The organism is Streptomyces sp. NPDC056347 (assembly GCF_042262625.1).
In the GTDB taxonomy this organism is placed as follows: Bacteria; Actinomycetota; Actinomycetes; order Streptomycetales; family Streptomycetaceae; genus Streptomyces.
In genome coordinates this window covers 1-18,183 of the sequence record NZ_JBHJQP010000102.1, presented here as the reverse complement: position 1 = coordinate 18,183, position 18,183 = coordinate 1, and the positions used below count along the sequence as shown (strand labels likewise).

Annotated in this window: 16 protein-coding genes; 7 read left to right on the top strand and 9 right to left on the bottom strand. The window is 74.4% G+C overall.

Features of this window, described 5'->3' with window-relative positions; all coding sequences use genetic code 11:
• Window positions 1-10 precede the first annotated feature (10 nt).
• On the top strand, window positions 11-1,168 hold the full coding sequence (locus tag ACFCV8_RS22795; RefSeq protein WP_376687249.1) for an acetyl-CoA C-acetyltransferase: 1,158 nt from the start codon (window positions 11-13) through the stop codon (window positions 1,166-1,168).
• A 43-nt stretch (window positions 1,169-1,211) separates the two neighbouring features.
• Here the strand turns inward: ACFCV8_RS22795 and ACFCV8_RS22790 are convergent, their stop codons facing one another.
• From ACFCV8_RS22790 to ACFCV8_RS22775, 4 genes are read right to left on the bottom strand one after another with little or no spacing between them, the layout of a single operon-like run.
• A complete protein-coding gene (locus ACFCV8_RS22790; protein ID WP_376687248.1) occupies window positions 1,212-2,276 on the bottom strand; it encodes an NAD(P)H-dependent flavin oxidoreductase in 1,065 nt (354 codons plus the stop codon).
• The gene (locus ACFCV8_RS22785) at window positions 2,273-3,052 is read right to left on the bottom strand and encodes a CoA-transferase subunit beta (protein ID WP_376687247.1); all 780 of its coding nucleotides are present in this window, start codon (window positions 3,050-3,052) and stop codon (window positions 2,273-2,275) included. The genes ACFCV8_RS22790 and ACFCV8_RS22785 overlap by 4 nt, the downstream gene beginning before the upstream one ends.
• Window positions 3,049-3,897, bottom strand: a complete 849-nt coding sequence (locus tag ACFCV8_RS22780; protein WP_376687259.1) for a CoA transferase subunit A — start codon at window positions 3,895-3,897, stop codon at window positions 3,049-3,051. Before ACFCV8_RS22780 ends, ACFCV8_RS22785 begins: the two co-directional genes overlap by 4 nt.
• A gap of 14 nt (window positions 3,898-3,911) precedes the next feature.
• On the bottom strand, window positions 3,912-4,673 hold the full coding sequence (locus ACFCV8_RS22775; RefSeq protein WP_376687246.1) for an enoyl-CoA hydratase family protein: 762 nt from the start codon (window positions 4,671-4,673) through the stop codon (window positions 3,912-3,914).
• 153 nt (window positions 4,674-4,826) lie between these two features.
• Here ACFCV8_RS22775 and ACFCV8_RS22770 point away from each other — a divergent pair, with 153 nt between their 5' ends.
• Window positions 4,827-5,747 (top strand): SDR family oxidoreductase, encoded by a 921-nt coding sequence (locus ACFCV8_RS22770; RefSeq protein ID WP_376687245.1) that lies wholly within the window; start codon window positions 4,827-4,829, stop codon window positions 5,745-5,747.
• 186 nt (window positions 5,748-5,933) lie between these two features.
• Window positions 5,934-7,160, top strand: a complete 1,227-nt coding sequence (locus ACFCV8_RS22765) for an NADH:flavin oxidoreductase (RefSeq protein WP_376687244.1) — start codon at window positions 5,934-5,936, stop codon at window positions 7,158-7,160.
• A gap of 7 nt (window positions 7,161-7,167) precedes the next feature.
• Here the strand turns inward: ACFCV8_RS22765 and ACFCV8_RS22760 are convergent, their stop codons facing one another.
• Window positions 7,168-7,917 (bottom strand): restriction endonuclease, encoded by a 750-nt coding sequence (locus ACFCV8_RS22760; RefSeq protein WP_376687243.1) that lies wholly within the window; start codon window positions 7,915-7,917, stop codon window positions 7,168-7,170.
• The gene (locus ACFCV8_RS22755) at window positions 7,914-8,123 is read right to left on the bottom strand and encodes a hypothetical protein (RefSeq protein WP_376687242.1); all 210 of its coding nucleotides are present in this window, start codon (window positions 8,121-8,123) and stop codon (window positions 7,914-7,916) included. Before ACFCV8_RS22755 ends, ACFCV8_RS22760 begins: the two co-directional genes overlap by 4 nt.
• A gap of 367 nt (window positions 8,124-8,490) precedes the next feature.
• On the opposite strand from ACFCV8_RS22755, the gene ACFCV8_RS22750 reads away from it, so the two are divergent.
• The 4 genes from ACFCV8_RS22750 (at window position 8,491) to ACFCV8_RS22735 (ending at window position 14,750) form a co-directional block, all read left to right on the top strand.
• Complete coding sequence (locus ACFCV8_RS22750; RefSeq protein ID WP_376687241.1) at window positions 8,491-8,868, top strand: hypothetical protein; 378 nt, start codon at window positions 8,491-8,493, stop codon at window positions 8,866-8,868.
• Window positions 8,869-8,879: 11 nt separating this feature from the next.
• Window positions 8,880-12,455 (top strand): NACHT domain-containing protein, encoded by a 3,576-nt coding sequence (locus ACFCV8_RS22745; protein WP_376687240.1) that lies wholly within the window; start codon window positions 8,880-8,882, stop codon window positions 12,453-12,455.
• 13 nt (window positions 12,456-12,468) lie between these two features.
• Window positions 12,469-13,743, top strand: coding sequence for a hypothetical protein (locus ACFCV8_RS22740; protein ID WP_376687239.1), 1,275 nt, complete (start codon window positions 12,469-12,471; stop codon window positions 13,741-13,743).
• A 269-nt stretch (window positions 13,744-14,012) separates the two neighbouring features.
• Window positions 14,013-14,750, top strand: coding sequence for a hypothetical protein (locus ACFCV8_RS22735; RefSeq protein WP_376687238.1), 738 nt, complete (start codon window positions 14,013-14,015; stop codon window positions 14,748-14,750).
• Between the two features lie 10 nt (window positions 14,751-14,760).
• Here ACFCV8_RS22735 and ACFCV8_RS22730 read toward each other — a convergent pair whose 3' ends face one another.
• The 3 genes from ACFCV8_RS22730 to ACFCV8_RS22720 all read right to left on the bottom strand — a co-directional run bounded on the left by ACFCV8_RS22730 (window position 14,761) and on the right by ACFCV8_RS22720 (window position 18,110).
• On the bottom strand, window positions 14,761-15,372 hold the full coding sequence (locus ACFCV8_RS22730; RefSeq protein WP_376687237.1) for a DNA-binding response regulator: 612 nt from the start codon (window positions 15,370-15,372) through the stop codon (window positions 14,761-14,763).
• A gap of 207 nt (window positions 15,373-15,579) precedes the next feature.
• On the bottom strand, window positions 15,580-17,925 hold the full coding sequence (locus tag ACFCV8_RS22725) for a TOMM precursor leader peptide-binding protein (RefSeq protein WP_376687236.1): 2,346 nt from the start codon (window positions 17,923-17,925) through the stop codon (window positions 15,580-15,582).
• Complete coding sequence (locus tag ACFCV8_RS22720) at window positions 17,922-18,110, bottom strand: hypothetical protein (protein WP_376687235.1); 189 nt, start codon at window positions 18,108-18,110, stop codon at window positions 17,922-17,924. The genes ACFCV8_RS22725 and ACFCV8_RS22720 overlap by 4 nt, the downstream gene beginning before the upstream one ends.
• Between the last annotated feature and the right edge of the window lie 73 nt (window positions 18,111-18,183).

Sequence of the window (18,183 nt, the reverse complement as noted above, 5' to 3'; positions counted from 1 at the left end):
AGGAGCAGACATGGCCGAGGCCTACATCGTCGAAGCCGTACGCACCCCGGTCGGCCGCCGCAAGGGCGGCCTCAGCGCCGTGCACCCCGCCGACCTGGGCGCCCACGTCCTCAAGGCACTGGTCGGGCGCGCCGGGATCGACCCGGCCGCCGTCGACGACGTCGTGTTCGGCTGCCTGGACACCGTCGGCCCGCAGGCCGGGAACATCGCCCGCACCGCCTGGCTCGCCGCGGGCCTTCCCGAGGAGGTGCCCGGCACCACCGTCGACCGGCAGTGCGGCTCCTCCCAGCAGGCCGCCCACTTCGCCGCCCAGGGCGTCCTCTCCGGCACCCAGGACCTGGTCGTGGCGGGCGGCACCCAGAACATGTCGATGATCCCCATCGCCTTCGCCTCCCGCCAGGCCGCCGATCCGCTCGGGCTCACCGAGGGCCCCTACGCGGGCTCCGAGGGCTGGCGCGCCCGCTACGGCGACGCGCCCGTCAACCAGTTCCACGGCGCCGAACTCATCGCCCGCAAGTGGGGCATCACCCGCGAGGCGATGGAGGAGTTCGCGCTGCGCTCGCACCGCCGGGCACTGCGCGCCATCGACGAGGGCCGCTTCGCCCGGGAGACCGTCGCGTACGGCGAGGTGACCGTGGACGAGGGGCCCCGCCGGGACACCTCGGCCGAGAAGATGGCCGCCCTGAAGCCCGTGGTCGACGGCGGCCTGCTGACCGCCGCGGTCTCCTCGCAGGTCTCCGACGGCGCCTCCGCGCTGCTCATCGCCTCCGAACGGGCCGTCGCCGAACACGGCCTGACCCCCCGGGCCCGCATCCACCATCTCTCGGTACGCGGCGAGGACCCGATCCGGATGCTCTCCGCGCCCATCCCGGCGACCGCGCACGCGCTGAAGAAGACCGGCATGTCCATCGGCGACATGGACCTGGTGGAGATCAACGAGGCGTTCGCCCCGGTCGTCCTGGCCTGGCTGAAGGAGACCGGCGCCGACCCGGAGCGGGTCAACGTCAACGGCGGCGCCATCGCGCTCGGCCACCCGCTCGGCGCCACCGGCACCAAACTGATGACCACCCTGCTGCACGAGCTGGAGCGCACCGGAGGCCGCTACGGCCTCCAGACCATGTGCGAGGGCGGCGGCCTCGCCAACGTCACCGTCATCGAACGCCTCTGACGCCGCCGGGCGCCTCGGGGAACGCCCGGACGGGCGGGCGTTCTCAGAGGGCGCCGAGCTCCTTCAGGGACAGCCGGGCCTCCGCCATGATCCGGCCGACCAGCTCCGCGCAGGACGGCAGGTCCCCGATCACTCCCGCCACCTGGCCCGAGGCCATCACCCCGATGTCCGTACGCCCCTCGACCAGCGAGGCCTTGAGCAGCATCGGGGTGTTGGCCGCCAGCAGAACCTGGCTCCAGGTCAGCTCCTTGCCGTGCTTCATCGCCAGCCCGTCCCGGACCAGCCGGGGCCAGCTCGCCCCCGACTCCTTCCGGAACGCCGCGGCGTGCCGGACCGCCCGCAGCAGCGAGGCCGCCCGGCCCGAGCGCTCCAGCGCATCCACCATGGCGGTGCGCAGCATCCGGTGCGGCAGCCCGTCGAGCCGGTCCGTCACCGTGACGTCCTGGACCGTGGCGGCCAGATACCGTGCCTTCACCGCCTCGGGGACGGTGCTGTCGGAGGTGAGCAGGAAACGCGTGCCCATCCCGATCCCGGCCGCCCCGTAGGCGAGCGCGGCGACCAGGCCCCGGCCGTCGTGGAAGCCGCCCGCCGCGACGACCGGGATGTCCACGGCGTCCACCACCTGGGGCAGGAGCACGGTGGTGGCCACGCTGCCGGTGTGCCCGCCGCCCTCGCCGCCCTGCACCATCACCGCGTCGGCCCCCCACGCGGCGACCTTCTCCGCGTGCCGCCGGGCCCCCACGGACGGCATGACGACGACCCCCGCGTCCTTCAGCCGGGCGATCAGCTCCTTCGACGGGGCGAGCGCGAACGACGCCACCCGCACCCCCTCCTCGATCATGACCCCCACCCGCTCGGCCGCGTCCCCCGCGTCCGCCCGCAGATTGACGCCGAACGGCGCGTCCGTACGGGACCTGACCTCCCGGACCGCCGCACGCAGCTGCTCCACGGTCATGGTCGCCGAGGCCAGGATGCCGAGCGCTCCCGCGTTCGCGGTCGCGGACACCAGCCGGGGACCGGCCACCCACCCCATCCCGGTCTGCACGACCGGGTACCGCACCCCGGTCAGTTCGGTGAGCGCGGTCGGCAGCGGCGCGGGCCCGGTCATGCCGTCACCTCGCGCTCGCGCAGCCCCTTCGGGTCGATGACCTCGCGGATCAGCAGCAGCTCCGCCCGCGTGGGCTCCCGGGTGAACGGCACCCCGGCGGGGACCGTGAGGCCGAAGCCGGTGGCGGCGGCGACCTGCTCGACGCTCACCCCCGGGTGCAGTGAGCGCAGCCGCATCGTACGGTCGGGCGTCTCGAAGTCGAAGACCCCCAGATCGCTGATGACCTCGGGGATGCGGTGGTAGCGGCTCGCGGCGGGCCCGGCTGCCGCCGCCCGGTCGTAACCGACCCCGCTGACCATGTCGACCCGCTCGACGAAGACCCGCGTCGAATGCCGGGGGATCCAGTAACTCGTAGGATTGTTCAGGGTGTTGACGGGCGCGCCACGCACTCCGAGCAGCTGGCGCACCGGCCGGGCCCAGTCGCCGATGCACGAGATGTTCTGGTTGCCGTAGCGGTCGATCTGGCTGGCGCCCATCATCACGTGCCGCCGCCCGGTGGCGGTGAGCGCCAGATGCTGACGGAACGGCAGCCACCCCTCCACGCTCCCCGGCGCCGCTCCCATCGCCGGGGTGTCGCCCATCAGCAGCGCCTCCCCGTCGGTGAGCAGCAGGGCGGGGGAGAAGGTGAGCCGCGCCAGACGTGCCCCGATGGCCGGGACGGTGCCCATCGGACTGGCGAGGACCTCGCCCGCGCCCCGCCACGCCTCGGCGCATGCCACCACGCAGTACTCGGCGCGGCTCGGCGCCGCGATACCGGTCGTCGCGCTGCCGCTCATGCTTCCTCCTGGTGGAACGCGGTGACGGCGGCCTGGTACGCGGCTTCGTCGCCGGACAGGAACCGTGCGGCGAAGGCGGGCCACGCCTCGGGGTCGCGGGCGGCCCGGACGTAGGCGCGCTGGAAAGCCTCGTCGCGGTCGTGGTCGGGTACGCAGGAGGTGAAGTGCGCGCCGTTCGGCGTCTCGACCACCCCGTTCACGAACAGCCGTTTGACCAGCAGCGTCTGCGGGCCGTGCTCCTTCAGCAGCTCAGAGGTCTCCACGATCCGCTCGCAGGAGACGTACGCCCGGTCGGCGGCCTCGCAGAACAGGTCGTCGAAGTACGGATCGGGGCCCAGATACTGCCCGTTGCCCTGCGCGTCCGCACGGTTGAGATGCACCAGGGCCACATCCAGCCGCAGCGCGGGCGCCGCGACCAGCACCTCCCCGTCGTCGTACGGCGAAGTGACCGTACGCAGCGCCGGGTTGACCTTCATCAGGTCCGAGCCCAGCCCGGCCCGCACCGGCATGAACGGCAGCCGCTGCGCGCCCGCCGTCAGCCCCCACATCAGCATCGCCTCGTCCAGCTCGGCCATCTCGAACGCGCCGCGCTGCCGGGCCGCGGTGAAATGCGGTTCCAGCGGGACCGAGTCCAGCGTCCCGAACGCCGTGACCAGCTTGCGGATCCGCCCCGCGGCGGCGAGCAGCCCGACATCGGGCCCGCCGTACGACACCACGGTCAGATCGGTGACGTCCGAGCGCAGCAGCGCCCGGACCAGTGCCATCGGCTTGCGGCGCGAACCCCAGCCGCCGATGCCGACGGTCATGCCGCTCTCCAGCCGGCCGACGACCTCCTCGGCCGTCATCGTCTTGTCCTGTGTCACTCGTCGCGCTCCTTGTCCGCGTCGGTGCCGAAGGTGTCGCGCACCCGCCCGGCGACGCCGCTGAGATTGGCCTCGAAGGTGAAGCCCTGCTCGAAGCGGTAGCTGCGGCGTACGTCGACGGGGTCGATCCCGTTGATGGCGGCCTTGGCCAGCCGGATCAGCGAGCCGTCCTTGGCGGCGATCTCCCGGGCCAGCTCCAGGGCGGCGCCGGACAGCCGCTCGCGCGGGACGACGCTCCACACCGAGCCGTGCCCGTGCAGCTCATGGGCCGTCACGGTGCGCGAGGTGTAGTAAAGGGTCCGCATCAGGTGCGCCGGGACCAGCCGGGCCAGATGCGTGGCCGCGCCGAGCGCGCCCCGGTCCAGCTCCGGCAGCCCGAAGACGGCGTCCTCGCTGGCCACGATCGCGTCCGCGTTCCCCACCAGGCCGATGCCGCCGCCCAGGCAGAAGCCGTGCACGGCGGCGACCACCGGCACCTCGCACTCGTAGACAGCGGCGAATGCCTCGAAGCAGCCCCGGTTGGCCCCGATCAGCGCCTCGTGCCCGGCCGAGCGCTGCATCTCCTTGATGTCCACCCCCGCGTTGAACCCGCGTCCCTCGGCACCGAGCACCACGCACCGGACCTCCGGATCGGACCCGGCGGCGCGCACCGCGGCGGCGAGGTCGTGCCAGCCGCGCACCGGCAGGGCGTTGACCGGTGGGAAGTCGACGGTGACGACGGCGATGCCCGCTTCCGGGGCGGAGGTGGAGACACCCATGAGCAGATCAGCTACCTTTCCACCTAACGTTTGTTTGGTTCAACGTAGCAGCGATACGGACGTCAGGGGAGGGCGTCGTCCGGTTTCGCCGCCCCGCTCCTGCCCCTGGGGGCCCGACGACCGGGTTCCCCGCCCAGCGAAAGGACTTCCGTCATGAGCACACCGACCCCGCTGTGCGCCGGACGTGTCGCCGTCGTCACCGGCGCGGGCCGCGGACTCGGCCGCGCCCACGCCCTGGCCCTCGCCGCCGAGGGCGCCCGGGTCGTGGTCAACGACCTCGGCGTCGGGCTCGACGGCTCGGGCGGCGCCACCGAACCCGCCGAGCTGGTCGCCCAGGAGATCCGCGCGGCCGGTGGCGGGGCCGTCGCGCACCACGGGGACATCGCCACAACCGAGGGCGCCGCCTCGCTCGTCGCGACCGCGCTCGACACCTTCGGGCGGCTCGACACCCTGGTCAACAACGCCGGATTCCTCCGCGACCGGATGCTGGTCAACCTGGACGAGGACGACTGGGACGCGGTGACCCGGGTCCACCTGCGCGGCCACTTCCTGCCGCTCAAGCACGCCGCGGCGCACTGGCGGGCCGAGGCGAAGGCCGGCCGCATGCCCGGGGCCCGGGTCGTCAACACCTCGTCCGGGGCCGGGCTGCTGGGCAGCGTCGGCCAGGGCTGCTACTCCGCCGCCAAGGCCGGGATCGTCGCCCTGACCCTGGTGGCCGCCGCCGAACTGGGCCGATACGGGGTCCAGGTCAACGCGATCGCCCCGGCCGCCCGCACCCGGATGACCGAGGAGACCTTCGCCGAGACCATGGCGGTGCGCCCGCCGGGCACGTTCGACGCGATGGCCCCGGAGAACGTCTCGCCCCTCGTCGTCTGGCTCGGCTCCGCCGCCTGCGCCGGGGTCACCGGCCGGGTCTTCGAGGCCGAGGCCGGGCGGATCACGGTGATGGAGGGCTGGCGCCCGGGCCCCACCGCGGACAAGGGCGACCGGTGGACCCCGGCCGAGGCGGGCGAGGCCGCGACCGGCCTGCTCGCCCGGGCCGAAGCACCCCGGCCGGTGTACGGAGCGCACTGAACGCCCCCCTGCCTCCGCGCCGCTCGCCCCGGGCGCGCCCGCTCCCGCCCCACTCGGCCGGGCCGCGGCCGCGCTCGCCCCACCTGGCTGAGCCGTATTGCGCCGCGATCCGCCTCCGCCCCGTCCACCTCGCCGATCCGCCGCCACCCCCTCGTCCCACCCCGTCGAACCGAGGAGGAACCGCCCTTGACCGCCACCGAGGCACCCGACGTCCTGGCCCCCGCCCGCCTGGGCCCGATCCGGCTCCGCAACCGCGTCATCAAGGCCGCGACCTACGAGGGCCTCAGCCACCGCGCCCTGGTGACCCGGGACCTGGTCGACTTCCACGTCGCCTACGCACGCGGCGGCGTCGGCATGACGACCGTCGCCTACTGCGCCGTCACCCGGGACGGGCGCACCGACCGGCACCAGATCCACTGGACCGACGAAGCCATGCCCGGACTGCGCGTCCTCACCGAGGCCGTGCACGCCGAGGGCGCCGCGATCGCCGCGCAGATCGGCCACGGCGGCCCCGTCGCCAGCCCCCGCGCCAATGGCGCCCCCGCCCTCTCCCCGTCATCCTTCTTCCACACCACCGCCTTCAGCCGGGCCCGCGCGGCGTCCCTCGCCGACATCCGGCGCATCACCGGCGCGCACGCCGAGGCCGCCCGCCGCGCCGCCGCCGCGGGCTTCGACGCCGTCGAGGTCCACCTGGGCCACAACTACCTGGCCAGCTCCTTCCTGAGCCCCCGCCTCAACCGCCGCACCGACCGCTACGGCGGCCCCCTGGAGAACCGGGCCAGATTCGCCCGGGAGATCATGCGGGCCGTCCACGACGCGGCCGACGGCCGGATCGCCGTCATCGCCAAGATGAACATGGACGACGGGGTGCCCGGCGGCTTCTGGCTCGACGAGGCCATCGCGGTGGCCCGGTGGCTGGAACAGGACGGCACCGTCGACGCCCTGGAGATGACCGCGGGCAGCTCCCTGCTCAACCCGATGTACCTCTTCAAGGGCGACGCCCCGCTGCGCGAGTTCGCCGCGGTCATGCCGCAGCCGGCCCGGCTCGGGGTGAAGGCGGTGGGTGGCCGCTTCCTGCGCAGCTACCCCTACCGCGACGCCTATCTGCTGGAGGACGCCCGGCAGATCCGCGCCGCCGTGAAGCTGCCGATGATCCTGCTCGGCGGCATCACCGGAAGGCCGGTCATGGACCGTGCGATGCGCGAGGGCTTCGCGTACGTCGCCATGGCCCGCGCCCTGCTCCGCGAACCCGACCTGGTCAACCGGCTGCGCGAGGACGCCGCCACCCCGTCCCTGTGCATCCACTGCAACAAGTGCATGCCGACCAACTTCACCGGCACCCGCTGCGTCCTGACCGACCGGACGACCACCCGCGGCGACACCTGGGGCACACCCGAGGGGTACGTCGGCTGACCCCGGCTCAGGAGAGCGCGGACGGTCCGCGGGGTGGCGGGACGGCCCGGAGCAGCTCCCACAGGGGGCGTGATCCGGCGGCCCACGCACCGAGGGTGTGCCGGTCGACGACATGGAGGCGCTGCTGCTCGGCGAAGGCGACGGCGGGGGCCGTGACGCGGCCGTTGGTGACGATCACCGCGACATCGGCGCCGTGGACCTGGCGGGCGGTGCCGTTGAGCACCTGGAAGTCCGGGGTGCCCACGGCGGACCCGGCCAGGCCGTCGCGGCGGTGCTTGCACTGGATGACCCAGCGCCGCCCGTAGGGGTCGGTGGCCTTCACGTCCGCCCCCAGATCGCCGCCGCCGCCGACACGGATCGCGTCCCGGCAGCCGTCACGGTGCATCAGCTCGCGCACCGCGTCCTCGAACCGGGAGTGGTGCAGGGCGTCCAGCTGGGCCAGGCCGTAGCGCAGGCCCCGCGCGCGGGCCGCCTCCCACCGGGCGCGCTGCTGCCTGTGGTGGAGCCACCATCCGCCGGCCGACGCGGCGAGGACGCCGAGAGCGACCAGCACCCACCAGTGGGCCAGCAGCCAGTTGACGACGGCGACCACCAGCGAGACGGCCAGCACCGCGGCCACGAGGAGCCCGAACAGGTTCTCCTTCACCTGCTGCTGCTGCTGCCGCCGCTGCCGCCGCTGCCGTCCGCCCGGCCTGCGGGGGCGTCGACGCGCCGACGGGCGCCCGGCCGGTACGCCCCGGCGTCCGCGGAGGCTCACCGGCCGGCCTGCGTGACGCCGCTCGCCGCCTGCCCCAGGAGGCTCAGGATTCCCTGGCCGACCGGGGTCGGAGCCAGCACGACACCCAGCGCCAGAACGATCACCACGGTCATCTTCTCGTCGAACCGGCTACGAGGCTGGGTGCGCCGGCGCAACCTCAGCACCACGACGACTGCGAGCAGCACCGCCACATTGATGGTCAGCAACCGTTCCGACCTCCACCCCGACCGGCCAACAACACGCTGGGTAACCGATCGGCTACCCGCCCCTCATGTGTAGCCGGACGGATCGGCCCCCGAGGACGGTTCGCCGACGAATGGCACAAAGCCATCGCGCCTGGCCGAATACGCGGGGTGGCGGATCAGCCGCCGCTGTGCACGGTGACCGGGGAGGAGGGGGCAGGGTCCCCGGCCCGGCAGAGGTTCGTGCGGGAAAGCCGTCGGCCCGTGCGCTCCGGCAAGGAAAACGGCCGGAAAGCGGACGCCACCGGCCGGAAGCCGTCGGGGAATCCGTGGACAGGGCGGGCATCTCTCCGATGGGATGGGCCGGTCGGCCGTGTCGAGGGGAGCGTCCATGGAACCGGTGGCAGCGGAACTTCTCATGGCTCTGGCGAGCGGGACCGCCGGAGCCGCCGGGCAGAGCCTGTGGGAACGGCTCCGCGCACTCGTACGGAGACAGACCGAGGACGCCGTCGGCGACGGGGAGCTGGCCGCCCTCGCCGAAGACACCGGGAACGACGCACGCGCCCGTGAACTGGCCGCCGCCCTCGCGCTTCGGGCGGACCAGGACCCCGTCTTCGCGCAGGCGCTGACGCTCTGGCACCAGGAGGCGGAGCGGGTCCACGGCGCCGGGGCACGGGGCGGCGGCGACACGCACCAGGAGATATCCGGCGGCACCCAGCACAACGTCGTCTTCACCCGGGACGTCCACGGACCGATCAACCTGAACTGAGGGGCGCAGCCGTGAAGCACGGGGGAGCCGACGGCCCGCACCAGGAGATATCCGGCGGCACACAGCGCAACGTCGTCTTCGCGCGCGACATCGGGACCCTGGAGATCCACGGAGCGTACGAGATCCACTCCGGCGCCGACGCCGGACCCGGCGCTCCGTGGTACCGCAGCTTCGGCCCGGTGGGCCGCCTCGCCGCCGCTCTGGTCGGGGCGCTGCTGCTCGCCGTCCGCCCCGCCGTACCCCTGCCGGAACGGACCGGGCTCGGGCCGGTGGCCTGCGGGTGGCTCCTGATCGCGGGCGCGATCGTGTTCGAGGCCGGTACGAGGGTGAACCGGGAGGTGGCCCGGCGGCGGCGCGCGGCCTGGCGCTCCGAGAGGAACCTCGCCCGCACGGCCGACGCCCTCGCCGAGAGCCTCGCCTTCCGGTACGGCCAGGACGAGCGCCTGGCGAGGGTCAACGATCCGCATCCGCTCGCGGTGCGCTGGACGACCGGGCCGGCGGACACACCGCACCCGGACGGCGATACGGACCGCACCGGACCCGACGCCGACGAGGCGGCCATCGCGGGCCTCTTCGCCGCCACCCCCTCCCGGCGCCTCGTCGTCCTCGGCGGCGCCGGAGCGGGCAAGTCCGTCCTCGTGCTGCGCCTGGCACACGCCCTCCTGCGCGAGCGCGCGCGGGGTTCCCAGGACCCCGTGCCCGCCGTCGTGTCGCTGGCGTCCTGGGATCCGGGCCACGGCCTTCTGGGGTGGCTGGCGGAGCGGCTCGCGGAGGAGTACCCGGAGGCGTTCGCGTCGACGGCCGGTGCGCCGGCGGCCGACGTCGCGTTCCACCTGCTGCTGACCCGCCGGGTGCTGCCGGTCCTCGACGGGTTCGACGAACTGCCCGGGCACCGGCGTGCCGACGCGCTCCGCCAGATCACCGAGACGATGCGGGGGCGCCGCCCGTTCGTGCTGACGAGCCGTGAGCCGGAGTACCGCGAACACGCCCCGGAGGAAGGTCTGTTCGAGCGCACGGAGATCCGCCTCAGCCCGTTGGCCGACGACGCCGTACGGGCCTACCTCGCCCCGGGCCGGACCCGGAGCAGATGGACACCCGTACTCGACCGGCTCAATGACCGCGCGGACCCCGCGGACCGCTCACCGGAAGTGCGGCGGCTGCGTGACGTGCTCAGCGTGCCGCTGATGGTGGGCCTCGCCCGGGTCGCCTACGCGCACGGCGACTCCGACCCCGGGGAACTGCTGGATCCGACGAGGTTCGAGAGCGGTCAGGACGTCGAACGGCATCTGTACGACGCGTTCCTCGACGTCGTCTACAGCGCCTCGCACGACATACGGGCCGCGCGCGGTGGATGGGCACCCGAGCGGGCTCGTGCGTGGGCGGGGTTCCTCGCCTCCAGGATGAAGGAGACGAACGAGCAGGATCTCGCCTGGTGGCGGCTGGACGAAACGGTGCCGCGGGCCGTACGGGCGCTCGCGCTGGTGCCGTCGTTCGCTCTGGGGGCCGTGCTCGTCGCGGGGATCGACTTCGGGGTGCCCTGGTGGGGCCGGCGGTTCCCGCTGGGGGTGCCGGGCGCCTTCGCCCTGCTGTGCGTGCTGATGCTCGCGGCCGCCGCGGCCGCGAGCCCGGCCGAGTGGCAGCTCCCGCCGCGGCGTCTGGCACGGCCCGCCGCCGGGACCCTCAGGACGAGCCGCGCGGCCCGGTGGCGGGCGGCACTCGCGGTGCTCGGCCTGACGGCCGGCTGGGCCGCCGCACTGACCGCCGACGGCGCCGCGCCGCGCTGGCTGATGACGCTGCCGACCGCCGCCGTCGGGTGGACGTACGCGGTGCGGGCCGCCGCCGCCGTCTGGCGCCGGTCCGACCCGGCGAGCGCCGACAGCCCGTCCGGTCTGCTGCGCGCCGACCGGCGCGGCGCCCTGGCCCTGGGCTGGTCGGCACCGGTCGTACGGGGGGTGGAGGAGACGCCGCTGATGGTGCTGGTGCTGCCGCTCGTCATGCTCGCCGCCTGGCAGCAGGTCGGCGGCGTGGACGTCATCACCGGCCGCGACTGGGTCCGCCTGGCCGTCGGGCTGCCGCTCGCGTGGGCCCTGTACGCCTTCGGCGCGTCCGCGTGGGGCGGATTCACGGTGGCGCGCCTGTACCTCTGGGTGACGGGCAGACTGCCCCGACAGCTCATGCCGTTCCTGGAAGACGCCCACGCGCGCGGTGTGCTGCGCCAGTCCGGTGGCGTCTACCGCTTCCGCCACATCGAACTGCGCGACCGGCTGGCCCGGGACACGGCCGACGGCGCCACGGCCGGCACCCGCCCGAGGCCGCGTCTCGCCGCGCTCCGGCGCGTCCCGGGGCCGCTGCTGGGGACGGCCGCCGTGCTGGCCGCGCTGACCGTCGGATCCGGGGCCGGCATCGCGGAACCGCTGCCGGGCCCGGTCCGTTCGCTGCCCGACGCGTGCGGACTGCTCGCCCGGCAGGACCTCGGCCGGCTGATGGAGGACCCCGCCGTCGTCGCCGGCGAGGACGGCCGCACCTGCGGCGCGGGCGAACAGGCACCGTTCGCCCGGGACATCAGGATCAACGTGGGCGCCCGGCTCCTCGCCGGGGAGGGACGCTCCGCGAGGGGCCCGGACAAGGCGCACGTGGAGTACCTGAAGGCGCGGGGTGTGGCGAGGAGCTGGGCGGGGATCGGCTCGACCGGGCGCATCTTCCGTGAGCTCTCCGGCCTGGGGGAGGAGGCGTACGTCTCGGCAGGATGGCCCAATCCGTACCGGGACGCCGACGAGGAACGGGCGTCGCTCGGGTACGCCATGGTCGGCATGCGCACCGCGAACGCCTTCCTGTACGTCCAGTACGAGGAGGAGTTCGCCTCCTCCGGCCGGGTGGCCGAGGCCGCACAGATCCTGGCCCGGGAAGCCGCCCGCCGGGCCGGGCTGCTGGGTCGTGCGGACCTTTCCGGAAGCACCGCCCCCGGCACCGGGACAACGCCGGTCAGCAAACGGTCCCTGGCCGGCCTGCCGCCCCGGGCGAAGATCCCGAAGGGCGGCAACCGGTTCGCGTACTACTCCCGTCGCCCGGCACAGTCGGTGCGGGGAGCCACCTGGCAGGGCGACGAACGCTCCTACCTCTGGCTCCTCGACGACGCCCCGGTCGTCTTCCGCGCCCCGAAACACCTCGCCTGCGAACGCGCGGCCGCCGAAGACCCGGTCACCTACACCTGCAAGGCCCGGCCCGAGATGGTGAGGGCCGGTCTGCTCCCCGACACGCGGCTCGACATCCGGTTCCACTACTGCGGGCCGTCGTGCGACCAGAAGGAGACGGACGCGTTCCTCCGCGCGGTCCCCGATCACGCGCGGACCCCGTGGACGAAGGCCGAGAACTCCACGTACACCGCGGACGGACCCGTCGACGGCACGGACCGCTACCGGATCGCGATGAAGCGCTACTGGGGCTGGTGGGACGAGAAGGCGAAGGTCTCGCACACCAACCTGCTCTGGGTCCGCGCCGAGGTCCCGCGGGAGCACGAGGCGAAGGCCCAGAAGATGGTGAACGACCTCTTCACGCAGACCGGCGGGTTCCGGAATGCCGGGCCGTGAGTAGGCTTCCCGCATGCCTACCAGCGAAGACGTTGCGTACGAGGCTGTCGCGCGAATGGCCGCCGGAGCCGCTCGGGACCAGGTGCTCGACGTCACGGACCCGGAGTCCTGGATCGGCCTCGACTTCGCGGTACGTGAACTGGCCTGGCTGCGCCCGGAGTTGCTCCACTCGAACGCGTCGCCGTCCGGGCGGCGGCTGAGCCGGGATCCGGACACCTCGCAACCCGCCGTCACCTGGCGCCAGAAGCCCGGAGACGCCGAACTCGCCCTCGCCCTCTGCCACCCCGACGGCCGGATCCGTGAGGCGGCGCTCGACCAGGCCGAGGAGCGGCCCGCCCTGCTCGCGCTGGTCGTCATCCGCTGCGCGGACTGGGCGGCGCCGGTGCGCGAGCGGGCCCGCGAGCTCCTGGCCCGGACGCCCCCGCACCGGCTGGCCGAGCACGCCGCGCTGACCCTGCGGATCGGCCGCCGCTCCCGGGGCGGTTTCGCACAGGAACTGCTGACCGGAGCGCTGCGCACGGGCCCGGCCGACCGGGCCGAGGCGCTGCTCGACAGCGCCGACCGGGCCACGGCCCGTCTCGCGTACCGCGTCGTCGTCGAACGGCGGCTGCTCCCCGCGGCGCGGCTCGCCCGCACCGCCGCCCGCCACCGCGACGTCCTCGTGCAGGACCTGTGCGCCGGAGCGGCCGTCGCCGCACTCGGCGAGGGCGGCGACGAGAGGGCCGCGGAGGTTGTGGAAACGCTGCTCTCGGCCCGGCAGCCCCGGGTCAGGTCGGCGGGAGTGACCGCGCTGCGCCGGGCCGGACGGCACGCCGACGCCGAGCCGTACCTCACCGACCGGTCCGCCGTGGTGCGGGCATGCGCCCGCTGGGTACTGCGGCAGGGCGGCACCGACCCGGTGCCGCTGTACCGGGCTCTGTGCGCCGACCCCACGGCCCGGCCCGCCGCCGCGGCGGGCCTCGGCGAGTGCGGGGTGCGCGAGGACGCGGAGCAGGTCCGGGCACTCCTCACCCACCCGGTTCCCGGCGTGCGCGCCAGCGCCGTGGCCGGGCTGCGGGCGCTGGACGCGGTGCGCGTCGACGACGTACGCCCGCTCCTGGACGACCCGTCGGCGGCGGTGGTCCGGCAGGCGACCGCGGCCCTGCTGCCGTGGGCCGACCGCGTACCGCGGGAACTGCTGCACGGGCTCCTGGCCGAGGGCCGCCCACGCCACCAGCGAGTCGCGGCGGTCCGGCTGCTGCGGGCGGCCCGGGCGCGGGACCACGGCCGCCACACGGCTCGGGGCTGACCGGCCGGACAGGACACGGGCCCACCGGCACCACGGCGCCCGCGGCCCGTGCGTCCTTCGCGGTCGCCACCGTGCGGTGCCGGCACTCGGGAGCGCAGACGTCGAGGCTCCACGGAAGGCGACGGTTCCTCCGGTGTTCCGGTGTCGTCCAACCGGATGAAGATTTCACATACGGCTCGTGAGGGCGTAGCTGTCCCGAGGCTACTGGCCAGTTGGATACTCGGTTCACCGAATCGCCCCGGGCGATGGGAGAGTCGAGGGGGAGCGCCATGGCGGACACGGCCGAGCACCGGACCGTGCACCTCTGGTCATTGGTCGAGGACGTCACCGTGGAGACGGGTGACACCGACGACCGGCTCGAGCTCACCGGCCGTTGGGGGACGGAGTGGGTGGACGGAGCCGACCCGGTCGTCCGGGCCGCGCTGCGCCGCATGGAGCTCGGGCCGATCCTGCTCGCCAACGTGGTGCCGGCCCCGAAACCCGCCGACGCCGCCCAGCCGCCCGGGAGCGGCACCCCTGCCGGGTCGGCCGAGCCGCACGGCCCCCCGGACGTCGAGCCGTCCGAGGAGCCGTCCGCCGAGCCGTCCGACGCGAGCGGCGTCCTCATGCTGGTCGCGGGCCTGGAGCGGTTCAGCCACCTCATCGTGCGCACCCTCGGCCTCGACGACCTGCGCGGCCCGCTGCTGTCGGTGACCCCCCTCTCCCCGCAGGCGTCCTTCGCGCTGCTGCGGCTGCCCGGCGAGGAGCCGATCTGGCTGCCCCGCGACACCACGTTCACGCTCCGGCCCGGAGGCTTCATCCTGGAGTCGCCGAACTCCCCGCACCGCGTGACGCTGCACCGGCCCGAGGCGGTCTGGGCGGTGGGGATGCTGGCCTGGCCGGTGACGCCGGACGACGTGTCGAGGGCGCTGCCGCTGCCGTCGGCGGTCACCAAGGACATCCTGGAGTACCTCGCCGCGGCCTCGATGGCCATGCCCGCCGAGTCCGTCCGGCCGCCCGTCCCCTGAGGGGCCGCGGTCAGAGCAGCCAGCCCGCGTCGCGGGCGATGCGGATGGCGTCCACCCGGTTCCGGGCGTTCAGCTTGGTCACGATGTTGGTCAGGTAGTTCCGCACGGTCCCGGCCGACAGATGCAGCTGCCGTGCGATCTCCTTGGCCTCCGCGCCGTCGGCGGTCAGCCGCAGGACCTCGGTCTCCCGGTCCGTCAGCGGTGTCTCCGCGCCGCCCCAGGCGGCCAGGGCCAGCTGGGGGTCGATCACCCGGTGACCGGCCGCCACCCGCCGTACGGCGTTGGCGAGTTCGCCGGGCGGGGCGTCCTTCAGCAGATAGCCGTCGACCTTCGCGGTCAGCGCCCGGCGCAGCGTGCCCGGCCGGCCCATGCTGGTGAGGATCAGCGTCCGGCACTCCGGAAGCTCCTCGTGCAGCTGCGCGGCGGCGGTGAGCCCGTCCACGCCCGGCAGGTCGATGTCGATGACCGCGACGTCCGGGCCGTGGAGGCGGGCGGCCTCCACGATCTCGTCCCCGCGCTCCAGCTCGCACACCACGCTGAGGTCGCCTTCCAGGTCGAGGAGCGCCACCAGCGCGCCCCGCACCATGTTCATGTCCTCTGCGAGCAGTACGCGTATCGCCATGATCTTCCGCCCCCTGTGTCGGCTGCCCGTGTCCCTCGCCGTTCCGGGGGTGCCCGGTCCGGTCACCGCCGAGCAGAGCGGCAGGGGCGAATCTCGGCCTCGGTCGACGGAGAGGGTCGATTTCGGACAGCCACGGTTCTCCGTGACTGCGGTGGAGTTTAAGTGGATGATGTGAAGTAAGTGAAGTGACCGGCCGGTAAGGGCCTTTCATACGAAGAGGGGGACGGGGTTGAGGTCCTCGTACGCGATCGGTTTCGGCCTGCGCCCCAGTGCCACCGGCACGTCGTACAGGCGGCCCGCGGCGAACCGGGACCAGAACGGCCTCAGCCCCGGCACGATCACCTTCACCACGGGCAGCCCGAGGTCGGGCCGCGTCTGGTCCAGCACCAGCAGCTCCATGCCGCGCGCGCGTAGCAGTTCCGTGACGGCGTCCACGTCGTGCAGCAGATCCGCGCGCGCCGTGTAGGTCCAGTGCGCGGGCGTGCGGGCCGGAACCGAGGAGTCGGGCGTCAGCCACGGTTCGCCCGCGGACGTGGCCGTCCGCCACCAGCGCAACGGCTCCGGATCGGTGACGCGGTACCCGGTGCCGTCCGCGCGGACGTCGCAGACGGCCGGCAGCAGCTGGCCCATCTCGGTCAGCGCCCGGCGGACCGCCAGCCGGGGGTCGAAGTGCGCGCCGAAGCCGAAGACGACGTCCTCGGCGGGCTTGTCGGTCCGCCGGGACAGCGCCGCCACCACGGGGACGCCGAGGTCGGAGGTGAGATCGAGCGCCCACACCTCGCGGTGCAGCGCGGCACAGCCCTCGCGGAACCGGCCCACGTACGGTTCGTCCAGCGCGTCGAGGTCCACGGCCGGCTGCCTGGTGCGGTTGTACCACCACAGCGCCACCGCGTCCCGCTCGACCAGCTCCAGGAACCCCTGGAGCAGCGCGTCCTCCGGACTGCTGCCCGCGGCGTTGCCGTTGGAGTCCGCGGACAGTCCGTCGGTGCTCCGCCCCAGGCCGTCGTAGTAGAGCATCGAGGTGGGCAGCAGCCGCTGCCGCCCCGCGGTCAGCGACCAGACCGGGGTCCACTCGGTGGGCCGGTCCTCGGCGAACCGCACGGGCACATGGCTCAGCAGCGAACCGGCCGCGTTCCAGCGGTCCCGGTCGCGGAACTGCTGCTCGGCGTAGAGCTGGCAGGCGTTGGGGTGCACGGCCGCGTCGCCCAGCGCGCGGAACGTGTCCCGCACCACCGGCTCGTCGCCGTGCCGGGTCCCGCTGTACCGCTCGACCGCCTCGCCGAGCGCGCTCGCCCGCGCCTCGGTCTCCGTGACGCCCTTCCCGCCGCTGAGCGCGCGCAACCCGGCCCGCAGGCCGTCCAGTGTGGCGGGCCCCATGGCGAGGTTGTGCCCGGAGAGGTACGGGTGGACGAAGCCGGGGCTGTTCGGCGCCCGGCGGATCTCCTTGATGATGCCGGTGACCGGATCGACCAGATGCCCGTAGGCGGCCAGCATCTGGTCGGGGGTCAGGGACCGGTGGCCGCCGAGGTCCCGGTCCGCCTTCGGCCGCGACGCCGGAACGAACGGGGCCCGCACCCGGCGTGCGACGGTCTCCGGATCGCCGCACGCGGCGCACTGCGGCAGCCGTGCCACGGCGTGCTGTGCGGTCCCGGACCGGAGCGTGCCGAGTACGGTCACCGCGTCCTGTGCCGGATCGCGCACCCCGGCCAGCCACTTGGCCGTCTCCAGCACCGCGAGCTGCAGCCCGAGCGCACGGCAGGCGGCGAGGGCCGCCGCCGGTCGCGGCAGCGGGCCGTCGAGGCCGAGGGCCCGCTGGAGCGGCCCCTCGGATCGGCGGTGCGCCCGCAGCCGGACGGCGAGGCACGACCAGCAGGGGCCATTGTCGGCGGGCCGGAACACCGGGCCGACCCAGGGCTCCGCGCCGCCCGGACGGGCCAGCAGCCAGGGCAGCCCGCGCTGCCGGTGGGCCGCGTCGATCTCGCGCAGACGGGGGGTCAGATAGTCGTCGCACAGGACGAGCGCGAAGTCGGCGCCGTCCCCGGAGAGCGCGTGGCCGTACTGCCGGCCGTCCGTCACCTCCGCCACGTACAGGCCCGATTCCTCGCAGGCCGCGCTCAGCCGGGCCGTGCCCGCCTCTTCGGTGAGGTCCACGATCCGTACCCGCGCGCGGCCCGCCGCCCGCGCGGCACGGGAGCCGTCCAGGCCCGCGAGGTCCCAGTAGGCCGCGCGGTCGCGCGTGGCGTCGCACCCGGCGTCGCCGGCCGGGCGGCTGCGCAGCAGGCCCGCCCGGTCGAGGGCGGCCAGCGAGTCGCGGGCCGCCGCGTCACCGAGCCGTCCGGTGGCCTCGCGAAGCACCTCCGCCGCCGTGCGGCTGCCGTCCAGCAGCGGCGCCAGTACCTCGGCGTGCTCGCCGCGCAGCGCGGTCACCCCGAGCTGGGACACCAGATAGACCGCCTCGCCCGGGACGACGGTCGGCGCCAGGTGGCCGGCGAAGCCGACGCGCGCGTCGTTTCCGGACGCGGCCCGGAGGCCCTGCCCCCCGCCGGAGGTCATGCCCCCGTCCGTGCCGACGGGGCGCGGTCCCCGGTCGCGTCGGGGCCGGCCGGCCCGCTGCGGATGCAGATGGTGAACAGCACCTGACTGCGGTCGCCCGCGGCGTCGAGATCCTCGATCGCCAGGTGCGGGGCGGCGGGCCTCTCGGCGAGCCGGGCGCGGGAGGAGGCGGTCTCCTTCTTCATGGCGTTCTTGTCCCTTCGTGGTTCTCTCGTCGTCGAGAGTGCGGGGAGGGGACCGGGTCCGCCCCTTCAGGGG

What these genes read in the sequence shown, in the direction of transcription:
- ACFCV8_RS22740 (WP_376687239.1), top strand. Translation starts at nt 12,469, where the DNA reads ATGCCTACCAGCGAAGACGTTGCGTACGAGGCTGTCGCGCGAATGGCC.
- ACFCV8_RS22775 (WP_376687246.1), bottom strand. Translation starts at nt 4,673, where the DNA reads ATGGGTGTCTCCACCTCCGCCCCGGAAGCGGGCATCGCCGTCGTCACC.
- ACFCV8_RS22790 (WP_376687248.1), bottom strand. Translation starts at nt 2,276, where the DNA reads ATGACCGGGCCCGCGCCGCTGCCGACCGCGCTCACCGAACTGACCGGG.
- ACFCV8_RS22730 (WP_376687237.1), bottom strand. Translation starts at nt 15,372, where the DNA reads ATGGCGATACGCGTACTGCTCGCAGAGGACATGAACATGGTGCGGGGC.
- ACFCV8_RS22725 (WP_376687236.1), bottom strand. Translation starts at nt 17,925, where the DNA reads ATGACCTCCGGCGGGGGGCAGGGCCTCCGGGCCGCGTCCGGAAACGAC.
- ACFCV8_RS22735 (WP_376687238.1), top strand. Translation starts at nt 14,013, where the DNA reads ATGGCGGACACGGCCGAGCACCGGACCGTGCACCTCTGGTCATTGGTC.
- ACFCV8_RS22785 (WP_376687247.1), bottom strand. Translation starts at nt 3,052, where the DNA reads ATGAGCGGCAGCGCGACGACCGGTATCGCGGCGCCGAGCCGCGCCGAG.
- ACFCV8_RS22750 (WP_376687241.1), top strand. Translation starts at nt 8,491, where the DNA reads ATGGAACCGGTGGCAGCGGAACTTCTCATGGCTCTGGCGAGCGGGACC.
- ACFCV8_RS22770 (WP_376687245.1), top strand. Translation starts at nt 4,827, where the DNA reads ATGAGCACACCGACCCCGCTGTGCGCCGGACGTGTCGCCGTCGTCACC.
- ACFCV8_RS22780 (WP_376687259.1), bottom strand. Translation starts at nt 3,897, where the DNA reads ATGACGGCCGAGGAGGTCGTCGGCCGGCTGGAGAGCGGCATGACCGTC.
- ACFCV8_RS22720 (WP_376687235.1), bottom strand. Translation starts at nt 18,110, where the DNA reads ATGAAGAAGGAGACCGCCTCCTCCCGCGCCCGGCTCGCCGAGAGGCCC.
- ACFCV8_RS22795 (WP_376687249.1), top strand. Translation starts at nt 11, where the DNA reads ATGGCCGAGGCCTACATCGTCGAAGCCGTACGCACCCCGGTCGGCCGC.